The organism is Arthrobacter sp. D1-17, assembly GCF_054130535.1.
In genome coordinates, this window is the sequence record NZ_CP096382.1 from 999189 (window position 1) to 1014932 (window position 15744).

A 15744-nucleotide genomic window follows, 5' to 3' on the forward strand; every position below is an offset into this window, starting at 1 on the left:
TGGCAATGGTAATCCCTTCAAGGCACCGCCTCGAATCTGGCGGACCGAATTTCTGGCATGAGCTCCTTAGGCGGACGATCGGCCACGCCGGATCCTTTGGTCTTACCCTGGTGGCTGTCCTCGGCGCCGTCTGCATCGCCTGCATTCTCGCCTCCGTGCTGTTCAAGGTAAGCTTCGTCGTGTTCCGCACCGGATCGATGGAACCCGCGTATCCGGTAGGTGCCCTGGCAGCGGTCCGCGAGGTCCCGGCGTCGTCCTTGAAACCGGGCGACGTCGCCACCGTTCAGCGGACGCCCGAATCCGTTCCGGTCACGCACCGCGTCGTCACCGTCACGCCCGACGACATGTCGGCCAACGGCGCCGTGCTGGTTCTGAAGGGCGACGCCAACACGTCGGAGGACCCGGTGGAATACCGGGTCCAGTCAGCGCGCATGCTGCTCTTCTCCGTTCCCGAGCTCGGGTCCTGGGTGATGGGCGCGCGGTTACCCTGGGTGATTGGCGGCAGCACCGCCCTCCTGGCCGGGCTGGTGGGCTGGGTATATTGGCCCAAGCGGCGGGAACCGTTGACGGGCGACGGCGGAACCGCCGACGTCGGGTCTCCTGAAGCGGACGCAGCGGAACTTGCCGGGGAGGCCTGATGGGACGGCTACTTTGCGGTAGCGCCGCGCTCGCCGTCTCTGTTCTGTTCGCGCTGCTCTCAGGAACAGGCACCGCCGCGGCAGCTGACAACGTCATACCCGTGCCGGAAACAGGAAGAGAAGGAATGCTGCGACTGACATCATCGGTCTATCCGCTGGAGCTTCCTTCGCTGTCCGCCGGCCAGTCGTTCAGCTGGCAGGTGGGCGTGGTGCTCGACGGGCCTATCAGCGCCTCGGCCACCGTCCAACTGCAGGCCTCCGGCTCCCTCGCGTCAGGGTCAGAAGCCTACCGAATCACTGCGCGCTCCTGCCCGGCACAGTGGCAGGGAAGCAGCGGCACAAATGCCCGCATGCGGTGTCCTTCCGGGGAACGCGCGATTATCTCCGCCAACAGCTTCTCCGCGGCCGGCACCTTCAGCTACCCCCTCGGCAGTTTTACGACGGCGGACGCGCCCTGGGTGCTGTTCACCCTGGAAAGCCGTGCCTCCTCAGAGACCGGGTCCGGCCTTGAGCCCGGTCCCGAACCCGGCCCCGGCGCTGGCACCTTGAAATTCGGCATTGGTGTGGTTGCCGGCGGCGACGAGTCGTCCGCGACGCCGTTGACCGGCCCGCTCGCCACCACTGGTGCGCAGATCCTCGGCTACATCGGTGCAGGCATCCTGCTGGTGGCTGCGGGTGCAGGCACACTGATGGCCCGCCGTCGGAGGTTCTCGTGACCGCTGTGACGGGAAAGCGGCGTACCAGGCGCCTGGCAATAGCGGCGCCGCTCGCGGCGTTCACCGTCGCATCTACGGCCCTGTTGGCCGCCACCTCGGGAACCCTCGCCGCGTGGACGGACGATGAGTACGTCAGCGCGGGCGCGGGGGTCATGGTGGCCGGCAACTGCAGCACAACCGCCCTCTTCCATACCCAGTCAGCGGCACGGCAAGTTTCCGGCTCCTTGGGCGGCCAGGACTTGGATACATTGGCTGGCGTTGAGGGTATCCGTGTGGGAAACGCGGGCGGAACGGTGACGGTGGCACCGTCAACGGCCACCAAGATTGATGCGGTCACCTACACGTCAGCACTGCGGGCCGTAGCCTTCGGCTCACCGCTGCTCTCGGCAGCGGTGGGGCTGAACCAGCCAGCCGGAAGCGCCGGGGTCTACAACCAGTGGGCGCGTTCTACGGCAAGCGGGCAGGCGACCGGATCGGCCGGTCTTGTCCACAATCAGTCCGGAGCCATCGACGGGACCGGAACCGCGGCCGGGTCCACCACTAAGCCGACGGCAGCCAGCATCAACCTTGCCTCCTTCGTTCCGGCATCGCAGGCCGCGATTACCCTTGACGTCGGTGCTGTCGCCAGTTCGTCTGCGGTGGACGCGTGCGTGATGACCAACGGCTGGCCCGCGCTTGCCCCGAGCCCTGCGGTGACGCGCGACTACGGCATCGCCGGGCTCCGGCTGAACCTGTCCGCTGGGGCAGTCGCGCCTATGATCGCCAGCGTGTCAGCAACGCTGGACGGCATTCCTTCGAAGCTGGCCGCTTTGGAGTCCCCGACTGGTTCCTTGGCGACCGCCATCAATACGGACGTGACCGGCCTTGTGTCGGGCGGGCTGAGCGCCGAGGCGACAACTAAGATCACTTTCGGCGCTCCAGACCTGACCGCAGCGCGGGCGTTGCTGGGTAACACCCTCACCGATGGAGTGGTGACGGTTGACCTCGCTAACGCCCGGATCTACTTTGACCTCCCCCGGCTTGCCTACGGTCCAGCTGGACTCAATGACCGGCCCGCCAACACACAGATGGTTCTGAGCACAGCTGCAATCCAGGACCTGACGCAACGGACCTCGGCACTGCTCAAGACCTGGGGCGACTCCGTGACCACCGAGGTGAAGAAAGCGTTGGCCGCCACCTCCTTCACTATGGAAACCAAGGTGCTGCTGTCCCTCGCGGGCCTCCCTGTAGCTGAAGTTACGATCGGCTACAACACCACCTTGGGCGCATTCCAGTCCGGGCCCCCGCCCACGCCAACGTTGTCCACGAAGGTCCTGGGCACTGTGGACCTCGGGCTTCTCAAGCCTGTCACCGAAGCGTTGCTGGCAGGGACAGGGAAAGTGGTGGCCGGGTCCCTCGACGCCGCGCTCCTTGCTGCCGGGGGACTGCTGCCAACAGCGGATGCCGCGATCCGCTCCGCCGTCGTTCCCGTCACAGAGGCGGCCGGTGCGGCGCTGGCCCCGCTGGCGAACACCCTGACCGTGACCGTAAATGTGCAGCCGGACCAGCCCGGTGCCCCTGCCGGTAGTGCAGCCGCAGGCAGCTCGCTGGCGGGGGAGTACAAGGTCTCTGCGCTGCGGGTCGGCGCCGTTGGCAGCACCGCCGAGCTTTACCTCGCTACGGCGTCGGCCGGCCCGGTCGCCTTCCGGCCCGACGACGGCGGCTGACCTCACCAACACCTTGAATCTCAGAATGTGAACCTAGAACGCGTAGCGGATGCGGCAGTAAGGCGCGATCTCCTTGATCAGTGCGGTCAGCTGCCGCACATAGCCCGCCTTGGTTCCTGAACGGTAGCGGACGTTGGTGAAGCCGTTGGACGAGACCTTGGATTCCTGGAGGTCCGGGCGCCACAGGACGTTCTCGGCTTGCGGATGCCACCCCAGGTTGACCTCGTGGAGCCGTTCGTTGTGGGTCAGGAAGATGACTTCCGCCGCGAGCTGTGCCTTTGCGGCGGCTGTCAGGGTGTCATCGAGTTGGCGCAGCAGCTCCGCCCAATCGCTGAGCCAGGTGTCCGTAATGATGACGGGAGAGAAGTTCACGTGCACCTCGTACCCGGCAGCGACGAAGTCATTGATTGCAGCCATGCGTTCAGCCACCGGCGAGGTCCGCACGTCAATCGACTTCGCCAGATCCGCGGGCATGAGTGAAAAGCGGATCCGGGTGTGACCGCCGTGGTCCCAGCCGAGCATCGCCGGATTCACGTACTTGGTGGCGAAGGACAGCTTGGCAGTGGGCAAGCCGCGGAAGAGCATGACGAGATCTTCCACGTTGTCGCTGATCAGCGCGTCGACAGAGCAGTCGCTGTTTTCACCGATGTCGTAGACCCAGAGTTCGGGGTCGCACTGGTTGGGCTCCAGCTTCATGCCCTGGCGCGTGGCGTGCCGCTCGAGGGTTCCGGCAATCTGGTCGATGTTCGCGAACACGGTGACCGGGTTGCTGTACCCCTTGTGCCGGGGCACGTAGCAGTAGGCGCAGGCCATGGCGCAGCCGTTCGCGGTTGAGGGCGCAATGAAGTCCGCGGACCGGCCGTTCGGCTTGACGGTCAGCGCCTTTTTGACGCCGAGGACGAGGGCCTCCGTCTTGATCCGGGACCAGCGCGGCACGTTCGTTTCATCACCGTGCACCTCCGGAATGTTCCAGTGGTTGTCGACAAGCACGACGTCGGCGTCCGGCCAGCGTCCGACGATCTCCTTGCCCCGGGGAAGCTCAAGTGCAGCAGGCTGCGCGTAGATGCGCCGGATCTGCAGCAACCGGTTGAATTCCATACTCCATCTTCCCAAGGAGCCGAAGACATCGCGGCCGGTTAAGCCCACAGCATCTCCGCAGGTTCTGCGCGAGCCTGCGCTATCCCGCGTGCCCGGCCGGGTTGCGCCGGGAAATGAGAACCGGGCCCTTGGCATGGTGGAGGACAGCGTGGGCAGTGGAGCCGAAAGTGCCCCTGATGAGTCCCTGGCCTTTGGTTCCGACGACGGTGATGCGGGCATTCTGCGCCGCCTTGAGGATGGCTTTGGGGATGGAGGTATCGGTGAGCAGTTGCCCCTCAACCTTGCTTTCGGGAGCCAGATCTCGGGCCTTGCTGAGAGCCGACTCCAGCAGCGTTTCTGAGGACGGGTGGGCAGTGGCGTGGTCGTGAGGCATCCTGAAACCCGCCGGCGCATGCTGGACGTGAACGACCGTCAGGTCCGCTTTGCCCACTCTGGCCAGGGTGCATGCGTCTTCGAGTGCTGTTGCGGACCCGGAAGCGTCGATCGCGACGACGACCGGCCCCTCACGGTGAACATCTGACCGGATCACCGCGACGGGACAGGCTGCGGTGGCGGCCATCTCCAGGCTGACAGACCCTACGACCAGCCCCATGAATCCGCCGATGCCCCGGCTGCCGACCACCAGCATCTCCTGGCCTGCGGAAAGCTTGGGAAGATATACGGCCGGCCACCCATAGACGAGGGTGGACCGGACTTCCACCCCGGGCGCTGCAGCCTTTGCGTGGGCAACACCTTCGTCGAGCGTGGCCTGGCCGGCATGCTCCAGTCCGCTGTCGGCGACGCCCGGCACCGGACCGAGGTTCTTGGTCAGCAGCGGCCACAGGGAGCAGTGCACAACCTGAAGCGGAAAGCCACGAAGGGACGCCTGTTCCGCCGCCCAGCGGATGGCCTCCTCTCCCTCTGCTGAACCGTCATAACCGACAACTATGGATTTTGCTTCCTGCATCGCTTCCTCCTGGCCGAGCACCTGACGGTTGGCTGATTGGCCCTGACCTTGCCCAATCTATCGCTCATCCGGTCCTTCCACCTGCACTGCCTGGCCAATCTTGATATCGCAGACACCGCTACTGCCGAAGAAACTCCTCCAGTGCCAGTCGAAGCGCGTGACCGTCCCTCGCGACCCGCTGGGCGGCGATGACGGCGGAGGAGGGGTCGCCGTCGGACAGGCACTTTTCCAGAGCGCGGCAGCTCTGTTCCACGACAAGCCCACCGACCATGCAGGACCGGACCTTCAGGCTCAGGACTGTATCCATCGCCGCAACGTAGTCACCCTGGCGGACGCTTGAAAGAAGGAGTTCGATGCGGGCAGGGAGCATGTCGAGGAACGCTGCCGCGTAGCTCATTGCTACGGCGTCGCTTTCAAGGTCTTGAGCGAGTCGAAGCAGCCGCACAATGGAGAAGACGGCTTCGTTGCCTTCTGCTGCCATTCCTGTCCTCATTCCGGTTGTCCTTTTGGTTGGATTGCCGACGTCGACTCCGGCGGCTGGTCAGCCGCCCGAGATGGTTGCGGCGCGAGCTTGTGCCCGGGTTACCTGGACGCTGACCGTCACTATCGAATCAACCTGCAGGCTGGTGATCCGGGCCCGAAGGCGGATCGAGGAGCCCGTAGCAGGGAGCGGGGCCGAAAACGGCTTGGCGCCGGCTCCGGTGCTGGTGACAGTGGTGATGACGCCGGAGGGGCACGTGCCGTTTGACTCGCTCCAGGTAGTGCTGCACGCCTCGATGGCCGCGGAGCTTGCGGTTGTGGTTGCTGTGAATGTCCCACCGCTGAGGGGGAGGGTCCCTGTGTTGACGACGTTGAAGTACTTCGTACCTGTTCCGAGGAGAGTGAAAGTCATTGCCAAGGGGCCGGTGCCATAGGGCGCCGTCGTGCGGGTTGTTGCAACAGCTCCCCAGCTGCCGCTGGTGACGGCCGTGGTCTCTGATGCGGCTTGGGCGCTGCTGGCCGCGTCGGATGCCGGCAATGACGTGCACAGCAGCAGAGCGGTGGCCACGGCGGCGGCCCCCGCTCTGCTGCTTATTGAGTGCACGTCCACTGACGGTTAGCTTCCGGTGGTGGTGGCGGCGCGCTGGGTTTCGCTGAAGGTCCAGGTCAGCGCCGCGGAGAGGCCCTGGATAGTACCGGCAGGGCGTGTGCCGTTGACCGTGGTTTCAGTTTGTTCCGGCAGGGACAGCGCAAGCTGCAGTTTCACCGTGGAGCCTGCGGCAACGGAGCCCGCAAGTGCTGCCGGAGTGGTGGAAATGGTGCTTAGCGGCACGCCATTGGCAAGAACAGCAGTGGTTGCACCCAGGCCCGTGCATGCTCCGCCGGCCGCAACGGTCCAGTCCCCGCCGATGCACTGCGTGACTGTGACTCGAAGTCCCTTCGTGGCATCAGTGGTGAGCAGCGTCGGGGTTGCGTCGTTGACAGCCAGGGTGAGGTCCTCACCGGCGAGGTCGGCGCCCTGCGTCAGGTTGACGTAGCGGTTCACCACGTCGCCGGGGGCGAGATTGGAGATGCCCTGGCTGAAGCCTGTGCCGTTGGGCGTCATGGTGAGGCTGAGGATGCCGCTGCTGGCACTCTGTGCCGTGGTGTTGGTCGCGGTGGCGTTCAGGGCGGCGTAAACGCCGCCGCCGGTGATGGCCAGGCCGGCAGCGCCGACGGCGAAGGCTGCAATCAGGCGGGGGCTGGGGCGGCGGGAGGCGGAAGCTGTAGCGAGACCGGACATTGTGTATTCCTTACTTCGATGTGTTGGAGGGGTTATACAGTGACGGCGGGGCTGGTTTGCCCGGAAACTACCGGTGGTGCGCGGAGGATCCAGATGACGCTGGTGGCTGTCAGTGACAGGCCGAACAGGGCGGTGAAGATGGCGCGGTGGACGGGGTTTTGTGCCCAGAGAAGCGCGCCGCCAACCTGCGGGACGCTGGCCACGACTACGGGCACCTGTGCCTGATCCAGCCTTGCCCGCCACTTGTCGGCAGCGGGGTTAGCATCACCCTTCGTAGTGAGCACCGGGTGTTCCCGGGTACCAGCGATAGCAGTGATGCGGTGGGCGTAGGGGGTGCTTTCGCCTGGCGGGGTAAAAACTGCAACCTGGCCAGGCTGCAGGTCACCCACGTCTTTAGGCGCGGTGATCAGCAGGTCTCCCGGAGCGAAGGCCGGGCGCATGCTGCCGGTGAGTACCGGGGAGTAACCGATATGCAGCAGCGGAGCCACGACGCACGTCGCCAGGAAGACAATGGCGACGACGGTGCTGGCGACCAGACCCAGAATGCGGCGAACGATGGCAAAGCGTGCTCCTGCTGCCACTGAGGCAGAGATTGAGGCTGAGGCGTTGCCTGTGCTGGTTGCCGCGCCCATGCCGACTCTCCCTTTTTCCCTTGAGACCGTTGTTGTTCTGACGGCAACAACGATGCCGTTTGAGGCTCAGGAAACCCCTTGCTTCGGATCAATCCTCAATCAGCACTTGCTCAAGATCCGCTCAAGGAAAATTGTCGCTGTCACATCTGCGAGTCCCCTCTGAGGAAAGGCACCTCGTCCGGTCAGGGGACGCTGGCGACGCATGTCACACACGGCCGATAGACTCGTCCTCAGACGCGGCGGGGGGTCGCGCCCTAAAAATCGCGTCCTGGCCCAGCGTGGTGGACGTCAGCCGTACAGGATGGTCTCAATGCCTCACCCGCGCAATACCCTGTTCCACTCATCGCTGGCACTGACAGGCATCACCGTTCTGGTGGCCGCCACGGTGCTGATCGCACCGCCTGCATCAGCGACCCAAGATGTGCCCGCACCCTTTCCGACGCCCAAGCCGTCTCCGGCCGCTAAGGGCCCCGCCCGCACCGCCGTGCCGACGGACCAGTTCATCGTCAAGTTCAAGAACCCGACTGCCTCGCCCGGCCGGGCCAAGACGTTCACGTCCGCCGCAGCCAAAATCGGCACCCAAGTCAAGGACTTGCGGGCTACGGCCGGTGGCGCCCGCCTCCTGCGTACGAGTAAAAAGCTGGCTGCCGGGGATGCCGGGGCATTCCTGGCGTCTTTGAGGTCAGACCCGGCAGTGGAGTATGCCGAGCCGAACGGCGTCCTGCAGGCGAAGGCCAATCTGCCGAATGACCCCGGTGTGCCCTACCAGTGGAATCTGTTCCAGGAGCCGGCCGGCCTGCGCGTGCCGGGCGCCTGGGGTGTAACCACCGGTGCCGGGGAAGTGGTGGCCGTCGTGGACACCGGGGTCATAAACCATCCCGACGTCAACCCAGATCCGGGACCAGGCGTCGAAACGAACGTGCTGCCGGGCTATGACATGCTCCGGGACCCGTCCGATGCCCGTGACGGAGACGGCCGCGATCCGGATCCAACCGATAAGGGGGACTGGGGGGATCCAGAGCTCTGCGGGTCGGGCTCGCCGTCGTCATGGCACGGCACCCATGTGGCAGGGGTTATCGCTGCCTTCACCGACAATGGGGAAGGCGTTGCGGGCGTGGCACCCGAAGCCAAGATCCTTCCTGTGCGCGCGCTTGGCGCGTGCGGCATGGGGGACCTCCTGGATATTGCCGAAGGCGTACTCTGGGCAGTTGGGGAACAGATTGACGGCCTACCCATAAATCCCAATCCCGCCGGCGTCGTTAACCTGAGTCTGGGCGGTTTCGGCCCATGCTCCCGAACCTTTCAAACCGCTATTAACACCGCCCGCCAGAAGGGCGCCGTCGTTGTTGTCGCTGCTGGTAACGAGAGCATTCCGGCTTCGGAGTCTGAACCCGCCAACTGTCAGAATGTCATCAGCGTCGCGGCCAGCGACCGCACTGGCGCTCTGGCACCTTACTCAAATTTCGGGACTGCCGTTGACGTTACCGCCCCGGGGGGAGACATGAGTTTCAGCGGCTATGACGGCATTTTCTCGACGTCAAACGAAGGACAGAAATCCGAAACAACGGACACATACCAGGTGTCACAGGGCACGTCTGTCGCTGCACCCCATGTGGCTGGTGTAGCAGCCCTCCTTATGGCCAAAATGGGCGCTGCAGCAACACCGGAGGCAGTGGAGGAACGGCTGAAAGCCACCGCCCGGCCCATTCCCGGCGGATGCCCGCTCGGCTGCGGCGCCGGCTTGGTGGACGCCGCAGCGTCGGTGCTGCCCGATCGAGTGCACATCACCATGATCGTTGCCGCCGGAGACCTGAACTCTGACCGGAGGGCAGACGTCCTGGCGCGTGACTCCGGCGGGAACCTGTGGCTGTACCCCGGCAGCGGCCGCGGCGGGTGGCTGCCCCGCGCCCGGGTGGGCGGCGGCTGGAACGTGATGACCGCCGTCGTCGGTTCCGGCGACATGAACGGCGACGGCCGCTCTGACATCCTGGCCCGCGACACCGGCGGAACGCTGTGGCTGTACCCCGGCAATGGGCGCGGCAACTGGCTGCCCAGGGTGCGCGTGGGCGGCGGCTGGAACATCATGAGCGCCCTGGTGGGTCCCGGCGACATGAACAGTGACGGCCGATCTGACTTGCTGGCCCGCGACACCAGCGGAACGCTGTGGCTGTACCCGGGCAACGGGCGCGGTAATTGGCTGCCCCGAGCGCGCGTGGGTGGCGGCTGGAACGTGATGACCGCACTCGTCGGCTCCGGGGACATGAACGGCGACCGCCGCGCCGACCTGATGGCGCGCGACACCAGCGGCAACCTGTGGCTCTACCCCGGAAACGGGCGTTCTAGCTGGCTGCCCAGGGTGTACATGGGTGCGGGCTGGAACATCATGTCCGCCATGGCCGGCCGAGGCGACTTCAACAGCGACGGCCGCAATGATGCCCTCGCCGTGGACACGTCCGGCACCTTGTGGTTGTACCCGGGCAACGGCCGCAGCGGGTGGCTGCCCCGAGTGCGCATGGGCGGGGGCTGGAACTAAGGCAACCGCCGTCGGGCTGCTAAGGCAGCCCGACGGCGGGATGCTGGCAGAGGGCGGCGAGAAACAGGGCTTCGGCCAGGATGGCATTTCTCAGTTCTCCCAGGTGCACGGACTCGTTGGCTCCGTGCGCGCGGGAGTCGGGATCTTCGGCTCCCGTCAGCAGGACCGAGCAGCGGGGGTGGCGCCGGGTCAGTTCGGCCACGAACGGGACTGACCCGCCAACGCCCATGGTCACCGCCTCAGCTCCCCACGCCTCGCTGAGGGACCACAACGCGGTCTCTGCCATGCGGTCGTCCGGAGCCACCGCGAACGGTGTGCTCTTTGTGCCCGGGGTGAATATCACCTCGGCGCCGAACGGGGTGTGCTTCAGCGTATGCCGGCGGACGGCTTCCATTGCCTGCTCGGGGTCGTTACCCGGTGGAATCCGGAGACTGAACTTGACGGCTGCCGCAGGGATCAGGGTGTTCGAAGCCGTGGCGATGGGCGGGGCACCAAGCCCGATGAAGGACAACGCGGGCTTGTTCCACATCCTCGAGGTAATCCTCCCGGTCCCTGCCAGCCGGACGCCCGCCGGAACCCCGGCGTCACGGCGGAATGCGTCCTCGCTAAAGTCGGGTCCTTTGAAGGACGCTGTCACTAAGCCATCCACAGCGACGGACCCGTCGTGATCGTGGAAGGTGGCCATCAGGCGGGCCAGGACTGTGAGTGCATCCAGGGCAGGGCCGCCGTAGGTCCCCGAATGCAGCGCATGGCCCAGGGTCCGCACTTCAATAGTTCCGTCAACGAGCCCCCTGAGGCTGGTGGTGAGGGCGGGGGTTCCGATTTTCCAGCTGCCCGAGTCGGCTACGACGGCCGCGTCTGCCTGGAACCTCGGGCCATGCTCGTCAAGGAGGGCAGGCAGCGTGGGGGAACCGGATTCCTCCTCTCCTTCGACGAAGACGGTGAGGCCCAAGCCATGGCCGGGACCCAGAACTGTATCCAGGGCCCGGACTGCCGCCAGGTGCATGAGGATGCCGGCCTTGTCATCGGCCGCGCCGCGTCCCCACAGGCGGCCGTCCCGGACGACCGCAACGAAGGGATCGCTCTGCCACTCCCCGGCAGGACCGGGCGGCTGGACGTCATGATGGGCGTAGAGCAGTACTGTGGGCATGACCGGGGCTGCCGGTCTGGCGGCGATGACCGCCGGTGCTCCCGCTACGCCTGCAGCATCCGTGGCGCGGACAATCTCCGCGTCAGCAAAACCGGTTTCGTTGAGCAGCTTGCGGACGTTGACTGCGCTGTCCTCCAGCGCGCTTTGGTCAAAGCCCGGCCAGGCAATTCCGGGCACGGAGACCAGCACGGAAAGGACATTGATGGCCCCTGACATCCCGGCGTCTACGGCGGCTGCCAGCTTTGTCACGGTTTCCGGCAAGAGCCTTCCTGAAGATGGCATGGCGCCTATCGTGCCGCTTCGGGTATCAGCCGGCCCGGAGCGGCCGGTTGCGTGCCGGAGCCGCCTGTTGCATGCCGGCCGGAGGCCCGCCGGGCAGCGGCCGTGTTCCGGGAATCGAGTGCGTCCTGTCCACCGCATCTGCGACGACGGCGGCGAGCTCTCCCGCTAGGGGTCTTCCCGGCCGGCCCGTCTCCCGCCGACCTGCAGCCTGCCTGCGCCCGGCGGCCTCCCGGTAGCTGGCCGCCGCCCCGCGCTGCATGGATGCTCCGGTCCCGTTGGCGAGGATCGCCTCCACTGCTGTGCTCACCGAGGACGTCTCCCCGTTTTCCGCCAACACCGGGGCAACGTGGTCGAGGAGCTGCTGCACGACGTCGTGGGCCGGTTCGGGTCTGTTGCTGAGGGGACCCACCAGGTCGTGCTCCACCCCGCACTTGCTGGCTTTCCAGTTGGCCAGCCGCAACTGGCTCGCGGACAGCACCTGCGCAGCGCGTCCGCTGTTCCACTCCCTGGCCGCTGTCTCCACCAGGCCGCGCACCAGAACGGCCAGGGCCGCAGCGTGTTCGGGTACGAGGCAGACATCAGCCACCCGGACCTCGACTGTCGGGTGGTTGCGGGACAGGCGTGCATCGAAGTAGACCATGCCCTCATCCAGGGGAACGCCTGTCCCCAGAAGAGCGGACACTTCTTGCCTGTACGCCTGCGCTGAGCCGAAAACTTCACAGGGTCCGGAAGTGGGCCACCTGTTCCACAGCTGGTTGCGGTAGCTGGCATAGTCGCTGTCCGTCCCGCTCCAAAAAGGCGAGTTTGCGCTCAGGGCCAGCAGAACGGGAAGCCACGTCCTGATCCGGTCCAGGACGCCGACGCCTTCCTCAGCGGAGCCCACCTCCACATGTACGTGGTAGCCGCAGGTGAGCTGTTCGCGCAGTGTGCGCCCAAAACCTGACTGCATTGCGAGGTAACGGGTGGTTTGCACCAGGTGGGGCGATGCCGCCGTCGCGCATGTCGCCATGGCCACGGCCCGCGCCCCCACATTCTGCGCTGCGGCGTCTGCGAGGGACCGTCCCCGCCTGATGACCTCCAGCACCTCCATGATGCTGGAGCAGGGACTGTTCACGACTTCGATCTGCTCGAGCTGGACTTCCAGTTCCAGCGTGGAGGTCGGAGCCGGAGGCGGCTTCAGGTCCAGCGCGCGCTGGGCCGCCGGCACCGGCAGGAACGTCCCGCCGTCAACGAGCAGCAACTCTTCCTCAACGCCGAACAAACGCGGCTGACTCGGCTGCCGGTATTCCATTGCACCCTCCTCGCATGTCTGCCCTCTCGGCCGAGGGACACCTGTGGGTGACGCGGAGTAGCACCCGGCGTCAGCGACCCGTCCGAGGGTTCCAAGAAGCGAAAAATCGTCTGCAAATAGTAAGCATACTTGCTTTTAGCTTTTCGGGCTAAGGAGAGGAAGTTGTGGATCAGAACGAAGCCGGGCATTCCTGCCATTCTTCCCCGGGAGAGGATCAATGGCGCCGTCATCGAGTACCTTCGCAGCAGCGCCGATGCAGGCATGGTTCTGCCCGACCCGGCCGATCCGTCCATGAAAAACGTCAGGGTGGTCGCCAACGACCATCCCGGCGCGTGAGCAGCCGCAGGGCAAGAAAAAACAAGCAGACGCGGGAGCGGTGCGGATGTAGGCTTGGGGGACCGTTCGTTACTGAGCGGACCCCCACCGCTCCCGTCGTAAGCAGGGCGGATGAGGGAGCTATCAGGAATGAGGCCCGCCATGGCCGATGAAGTGACCCCGGACACCAAGAGCCGAACCAAGGAACATCTCCAGGATCTGGTTCTTGACAGTGTGGATGTTGAAGACTTTCTCCACGAACTTGCGGTGGTCGCCGCCTCGGAACTGGCCTCGCCGGGGCAGGAGATTTTTTGCGGAGTAACCTTGATCCGCCAAAAGAGGGCCGCCACCATAGCCAGCAGCGACGCCCATGCCAGGGCTTTGGACGAAATCCAATACGGCTATAACGATGGTCCGTGCCTCACCGCCATCCATGAGTCGGTGACCGTTCATGTTCCCGAACTGCGGGAGGACAACCGTTGGCCGCAGTACGCCAGGGCCGCTTCGAGTGAAGGAGTCAACTCGATTCTCGCCGTTCCCTGCCTGAATGATGGGAGCGCGGGAGTAGGGCTGAATCTCTACTCTACGCGGGCCCACGGCTTCTCTGGACTTGACATAGACCGTGCTGAGCAATTCGCCATACAGGCCAACACCTCACTGCGCCTGGCGCTTCGGATCGCCCAGCTGGCGGACGCAAAAAATGACCTATCAGCCGCCATGAAGTCCCGCACCACCATCGACTTGGCCGCGGGGATCATCATGGCCGAAAACCGATGCAGCCAGGCGACAGCCATGTCAATCCTGAAGAACGCTTCCAGTGCCCGCAACGTCAAGCTTCGCGACGTTGCCGCCACCGTCGTGGCCTCCGTCTGTTCAGACACCACGGTGAACACCCATTTCGACGCCTAGCAACAACTTCGAGCTGGAACAATCGGCAGTGGCGGGTGGTCAGTGATGAGGGAAGCCGACCAGCAGATCCTGACGGCTTCGATAATCCGGGAGCTCGGGATGAATCTGGCCCAGCTCTGGATTTATTACCTGGGCATCGGCGGCAATGCCGATGAAAGCGAAGTCAACGCGTACGCGGCAGAGGAAGGAAGCCTGCCGCCGGAGGAACGCGATCTTCTCGCGCGGGCCATGAACGAAATCGTGATGGAGTCGCCCTGGATGCCGCGCGCCCCCTACAGCCACACACCACTGGCGCTGGAGCCGGGCCAGGGGGCAGGCTGACACCTCCGGCTGTGCCGTTTCTGACCAGCGTCACAACAGCTCTTACCGAGCGTCCGCAAGACGGCAACCGATTCCGTTCAACGCAGTTCAACACTGGGCAGGTTGCTAACCTATCTAGTTACACACTCACCGAACGCGGCAGAGACGAGTTGGCCCGGGCGGCAGCAGCCTGGCAGCGGATGAGCCAGGCCCTCACCGAAATCCGCACAATCCGACAGGAATAAGCATGAACTACGAGCGAAACCTAACCTTTAATCTGAGGATCCGAGGGCTGTCGGAGTCCGAGATTGCAGAAGTGCTGGGCGAAGTGCGGGCTCATCAGGCAGCAGCAGGGACCTCAGCGGCAGCGGAATTCGGCACAGCCGATGAGTACGCGAAGCAGTTCCCAAAGAAGAAGCGGCGGACACTGGGAAGGACCATCACAAGCGTCGGGGCGGCGTTGGCGATTGCGTATATTCTCCTCGCCGTCCTCCTGATGATCCTCTTTGGAATCGACATTCGCGACTTCGTGGGCCCGATCACGCTTTTGCCGGCCGCCATACTGATCCTGACCAGTGTCTTGGCGGGATTCCTGACCGACTATTTCAGGCCCGCACAGAGCTCCCGCGCCGTCCACTAACGCGCCGTCCACTAAATAGGCAGCGGCCGCGCGAAAACTGTCCTACCTCGTAGCCGGGTCCATCAGTTTTGCGTACACCACGTAGTTGTCGTCAAATCCTCCCGTCGCGGGGTCGTACCCGTCGCACGTGATGAGGCGCAGCTCCGAAGCCTTGGTGTTGCCGTACACCTCCACTGTGGGAAAGCTGTTCTTGCTGTAGGCGGCGGCCCGGTACACAGCAAATGAGGCCGTGCTGCCGTCCTCGCGGGTCACCCTGATGTCGGCGCCGTTCTTTAATGCACGGAGGTCCGCGAAGACTCCCGGTCCGCCGCCGGTCGCGTTCACGTGGCCCAACAGAACGGCAGGCCCTATGGCCCCCGGCGACGGCGAGCCGCTGTACCAGCCGGCCGGCGCTCCCGGGCCGTCCGGCGGCACCTCCAGAGACCGGTTCGGCCGCAGCCCCAGCTTGATCAGTGGCGACCGGACGCCGATATCCGGAATCTCGACGGTTGCAGGCGCAGCTGCCGGCTTCTTCTGGGACGGCGTGGGTGACGGGCCCGCTGGCTTGGGTGCCGCCGTCGTGTTTTCTACCTCGCCTGACGCCTGGCCTGGCGCCTTGTCTGTAGCAGCGGCAGACGGAACGGACGACGGCGGGGCGTCACCTGTTGCTGCTGCTGCTCCGCAACCCGTCAGGGCCAGGGCTGCCAGCATCATCAGGGAAACGGCCGGCAGTGCGCGTCGCGGCCCGGTAATACTCTGCCCGGCAGCTCCCGGCACAGCAACTTTTGGTACGGCAACTCCTGGTACGGCAGGCGGGCGGGGGCGGTTCGATGAGGTTGTCATGGTC

At 65.1% G+C, this 15744-nt stretch carries 18 protein-coding genes; 9 read left to right on the forward strand and 9 right to left on the reverse strand.

The window, feature by feature from the left end; all coding sequences use genetic code 11:
• The first annotated feature begins 5 nt into the window (after positions 1–5).
• Genes M1E01_RS04660 through M1E01_RS04670 form a run of 3 tightly spaced genes read left to right on the forward strand, consistent with a single transcriptional unit; the run spans position 6 to position 3060 of the window.
• Complete coding sequence (locus tag M1E01_RS04660; protein ID WP_457973940.1) at positions 6–638, forward strand: signal peptidase I; 633 nt, start codon at positions 6–8, stop codon at positions 636–638.
• Positions 638–1354, forward strand: a complete 717-nt coding sequence (locus M1E01_RS04665; RefSeq protein ID WP_457973941.1) for a hypothetical protein — start codon at positions 638–640, stop codon at positions 1352–1354. Before M1E01_RS04660 ends, M1E01_RS04665 begins: the two co-directional genes overlap by 1 nt.
• Complete coding sequence (locus tag M1E01_RS04670) at positions 1351–3060, forward strand: choice-of-anchor G family protein (RefSeq protein WP_457973942.1); 1710 nt, start codon at positions 1351–1353, stop codon at positions 3058–3060. Before M1E01_RS04665 ends, M1E01_RS04670 begins: the two co-directional genes overlap by 4 nt.
• Before the next feature lie 33 nt (positions 3061–3093).
• Here M1E01_RS04670 and M1E01_RS04675 read toward each other — a convergent pair whose 3' ends face one another.
• The 4 genes from M1E01_RS04675 to M1E01_RS04690 form a co-directional block, all read right to left on the reverse strand.
• Complete coding sequence (locus M1E01_RS04675; protein WP_457973943.1) at positions 3094–4158, reverse strand: spore photoproduct lyase family protein; 1065 nt, start codon at positions 4156–4158, stop codon at positions 3094–3096.
• Between the two features lie 79 nt (positions 4159–4237).
• Positions 4238–5104: a universal stress protein gene (locus M1E01_RS04680; RefSeq protein WP_457973944.1), complete on the reverse strand. Its 867-nt coding sequence runs from the start codon at positions 5102–5104 to the stop codon at positions 4238–4240.
• A 118-nt stretch (positions 5105–5222) separates the two neighbouring features.
• On the reverse strand, positions 5223–5585 hold the full coding sequence (locus tag M1E01_RS04685) for a hypothetical protein (RefSeq protein WP_457973945.1): 363 nt from the start codon (positions 5583–5585) through the stop codon (positions 5223–5225).
• 60 nt (positions 5586–5645) lie between these two features.
• Positions 5646–5996 carry a hypothetical protein gene (locus tag M1E01_RS04690; protein WP_457973946.1) on the reverse strand — a complete coding sequence of 117 codons (351 nt, stop codon included), beginning with the start codon at positions 5994–5996 and terminating at the stop codon, positions 5646–5648.
• A gap of 31 nt (positions 5997–6027) precedes the next feature.
• Here M1E01_RS04690 and M1E01_RS04695 point away from each other — a divergent pair, with 31 nt between their 5' ends.
• Positions 6028–6204: a hypothetical protein gene (locus M1E01_RS04695; RefSeq protein WP_457973947.1), complete on the forward strand. Its 177-nt coding sequence runs from the start codon at positions 6028–6030 to the stop codon at positions 6202–6204.
• On the opposite strand, the gene M1E01_RS04700 is transcribed toward M1E01_RS04695, so the two are convergent.
• Both M1E01_RS04700 and M1E01_RS04705 read right to left on the reverse strand, forming a co-directional pair.
• On the reverse strand, positions 6201–6866 hold the full coding sequence (locus M1E01_RS04700) for a TasA family protein (protein WP_457973948.1): 666 nt from the start codon (positions 6864–6866) through the stop codon (positions 6201–6203). The genes M1E01_RS04695 and M1E01_RS04700 overlap by 4 nt on opposite strands.
• 32 nt (positions 6867–6898) lie before the next feature.
• Complete coding sequence (locus M1E01_RS04705; protein ID WP_457973949.1) at positions 6899–7498, reverse strand: signal peptidase I; 600 nt, start codon at positions 7496–7498, stop codon at positions 6899–6901.
• Positions 7499–7808: 310 nt separating this feature from the next.
• On the opposite strand from M1E01_RS04705, the gene M1E01_RS04710 reads away from it, so the two are divergent.
• Entirely contained in the window at positions 7809–10031 is a 2223-nt protein-coding gene (locus M1E01_RS04710; RefSeq protein WP_457973950.1) for a S8 family serine peptidase, read from the forward strand.
• Positions 10032–10050: 19 nt separating this feature from the next.
• Here the strand turns inward: M1E01_RS04710 and M1E01_RS04715 are convergent, their stop codons facing one another.
• Both M1E01_RS04715 and M1E01_RS04720 read right to left on the reverse strand, forming a co-directional pair.
• Entirely contained in the window at positions 10051–11442 is a 1392-nt protein-coding gene (locus M1E01_RS04715) for a M20/M25/M40 family metallo-hydrolase (RefSeq protein ID WP_457973951.1), read from the reverse strand.
• A gap of 46 nt (positions 11443–11488) precedes the next feature.
• Positions 11489–12754, reverse strand: a complete 1266-nt coding sequence (locus M1E01_RS04720; protein ID WP_457973952.1) for a glutamate--cysteine ligase — start codon at positions 12752–12754, stop codon at positions 11489–11491.
• A gap of 162 nt (positions 12755–12916) precedes the next feature.
• On the opposite strand from M1E01_RS04720, the gene M1E01_RS04725 reads away from it, so the two are divergent.
• From M1E01_RS04725 to M1E01_RS04740, 4 genes are all read left to right on the forward strand, one after another.
• Entirely contained in the window at positions 12917–13090 is a 174-nt protein-coding gene (locus M1E01_RS04725; RefSeq protein ID WP_457973954.1) for a hypothetical protein, read from the forward strand.
• Positions 13091–13231: 141 nt separating this feature from the next.
• Positions 13232–13978 carry a GAF and ANTAR domain-containing protein gene (locus M1E01_RS04730; protein ID WP_457973955.1) on the forward strand — a complete coding sequence of 249 codons (747 nt, stop codon included), beginning with the start codon at positions 13232–13234 and terminating at the stop codon, positions 13976–13978.
• Positions 13979–14023: 45 nt separating this feature from the next.
• Positions 14024–14299, forward strand: coding sequence for a hypothetical protein (locus M1E01_RS04735; RefSeq protein WP_457973957.1), 276 nt, complete (start codon positions 14024–14026; stop codon positions 14297–14299).
• Between the two features lie 226 nt (positions 14300–14525).
• Positions 14526–14918, forward strand: a complete 393-nt coding sequence (locus M1E01_RS04740; protein ID WP_457973958.1) for a hypothetical protein — start codon at positions 14526–14528, stop codon at positions 14916–14918.
• A 42-nt stretch (positions 14919–14960) separates the two neighbouring features.
• On the opposite strand, the gene M1E01_RS04745 is transcribed toward M1E01_RS04740, so the two are convergent.
• Positions 14961–15740, reverse strand: coding sequence for a class F sortase (locus M1E01_RS04745; RefSeq protein WP_457973959.1), 780 nt, complete (start codon positions 15738–15740; stop codon positions 14961–14963).
• Positions 15741–15744: the final 4 nt, after the last annotated feature.

Coding starts and splice junctions, on each gene's coding strand:
- M1E01_RS04660 (WP_457973940.1), top strand. CDS start 6: ATGGTAATCCCTTCAAGGCACCGCCTCGAATCTGGCGGACCGAATTTC.
- M1E01_RS04665 (WP_457973941.1), top strand. CDS start 638: ATGGGACGGCTACTTTGCGGTAGCGCCGCGCTCGCCGTCTCTGTTCTG.
- M1E01_RS04675 (WP_457973943.1), bottom strand. CDS start 4,158: ATGGAATTCAACCGGTTGCTGCAGATCCGGCGCATCTACGCGCAGCCT.
- M1E01_RS04680 (WP_457973944.1), bottom strand. CDS start 5,104: ATGCAGGAAGCAAAATCCATAGTTGTCGGTTATGACGGTTCAGCAGAG.
- M1E01_RS04685 (WP_457973945.1), bottom strand. CDS start 5,585: ATGGCAGCAGAAGGCAACGAAGCCGTCTTCTCCATTGTGCGGCTGCTT.
- M1E01_RS04690 (WP_457973946.1), bottom strand. CDS start 5,996: ATGACTTTCACTCTCCTCGGAACAGGTACGAAGTACTTCAACGTCGTC.
- M1E01_RS04700 (WP_457973948.1), bottom strand. CDS start 6,866: ATGTCCGGTCTCGCTACAGCTTCCGCCTCCCGCCGCCCCAGCCCCCGC.
- M1E01_RS04705 (WP_457973949.1), bottom strand. CDS start 7,498: ATGGGCGCGGCAACCAGCACAGGCAACGCCTCAGCCTCAATCTCTGCC.
- M1E01_RS04710 (WP_457973950.1), top strand. CDS start 7,809: ATGCCTCACCCGCGCAATACCCTGTTCCACTCATCGCTGGCACTGACA.
- M1E01_RS04720 (WP_457973952.1), bottom strand. CDS start 12,754: ATGGAATACCGGCAGCCGAGTCAGCCGCGTTTGTTCGGCGTTGAGGAA.
- M1E01_RS04730 (WP_457973955.1), top strand. CDS start 13,232: ATGGCCGATGAAGTGACCCCGGACACCAAGAGCCGAACCAAGGAACAT.
- M1E01_RS04735 (WP_457973957.1), top strand. CDS start 14,024: ATGAGGGAAGCCGACCAGCAGATCCTGACGGCTTCGATAATCCGGGAG.
- M1E01_RS04740 (WP_457973958.1), top strand. CDS start 14,526: ATGAACTACGAGCGAAACCTAACCTTTAATCTGAGGATCCGAGGGCTG.
- M1E01_RS04745 (WP_457973959.1), bottom strand. CDS start 15,740: ATGACAACCTCATCGAACCGCCCCCGCCCGCCTGCCGTACCAGGAGTT.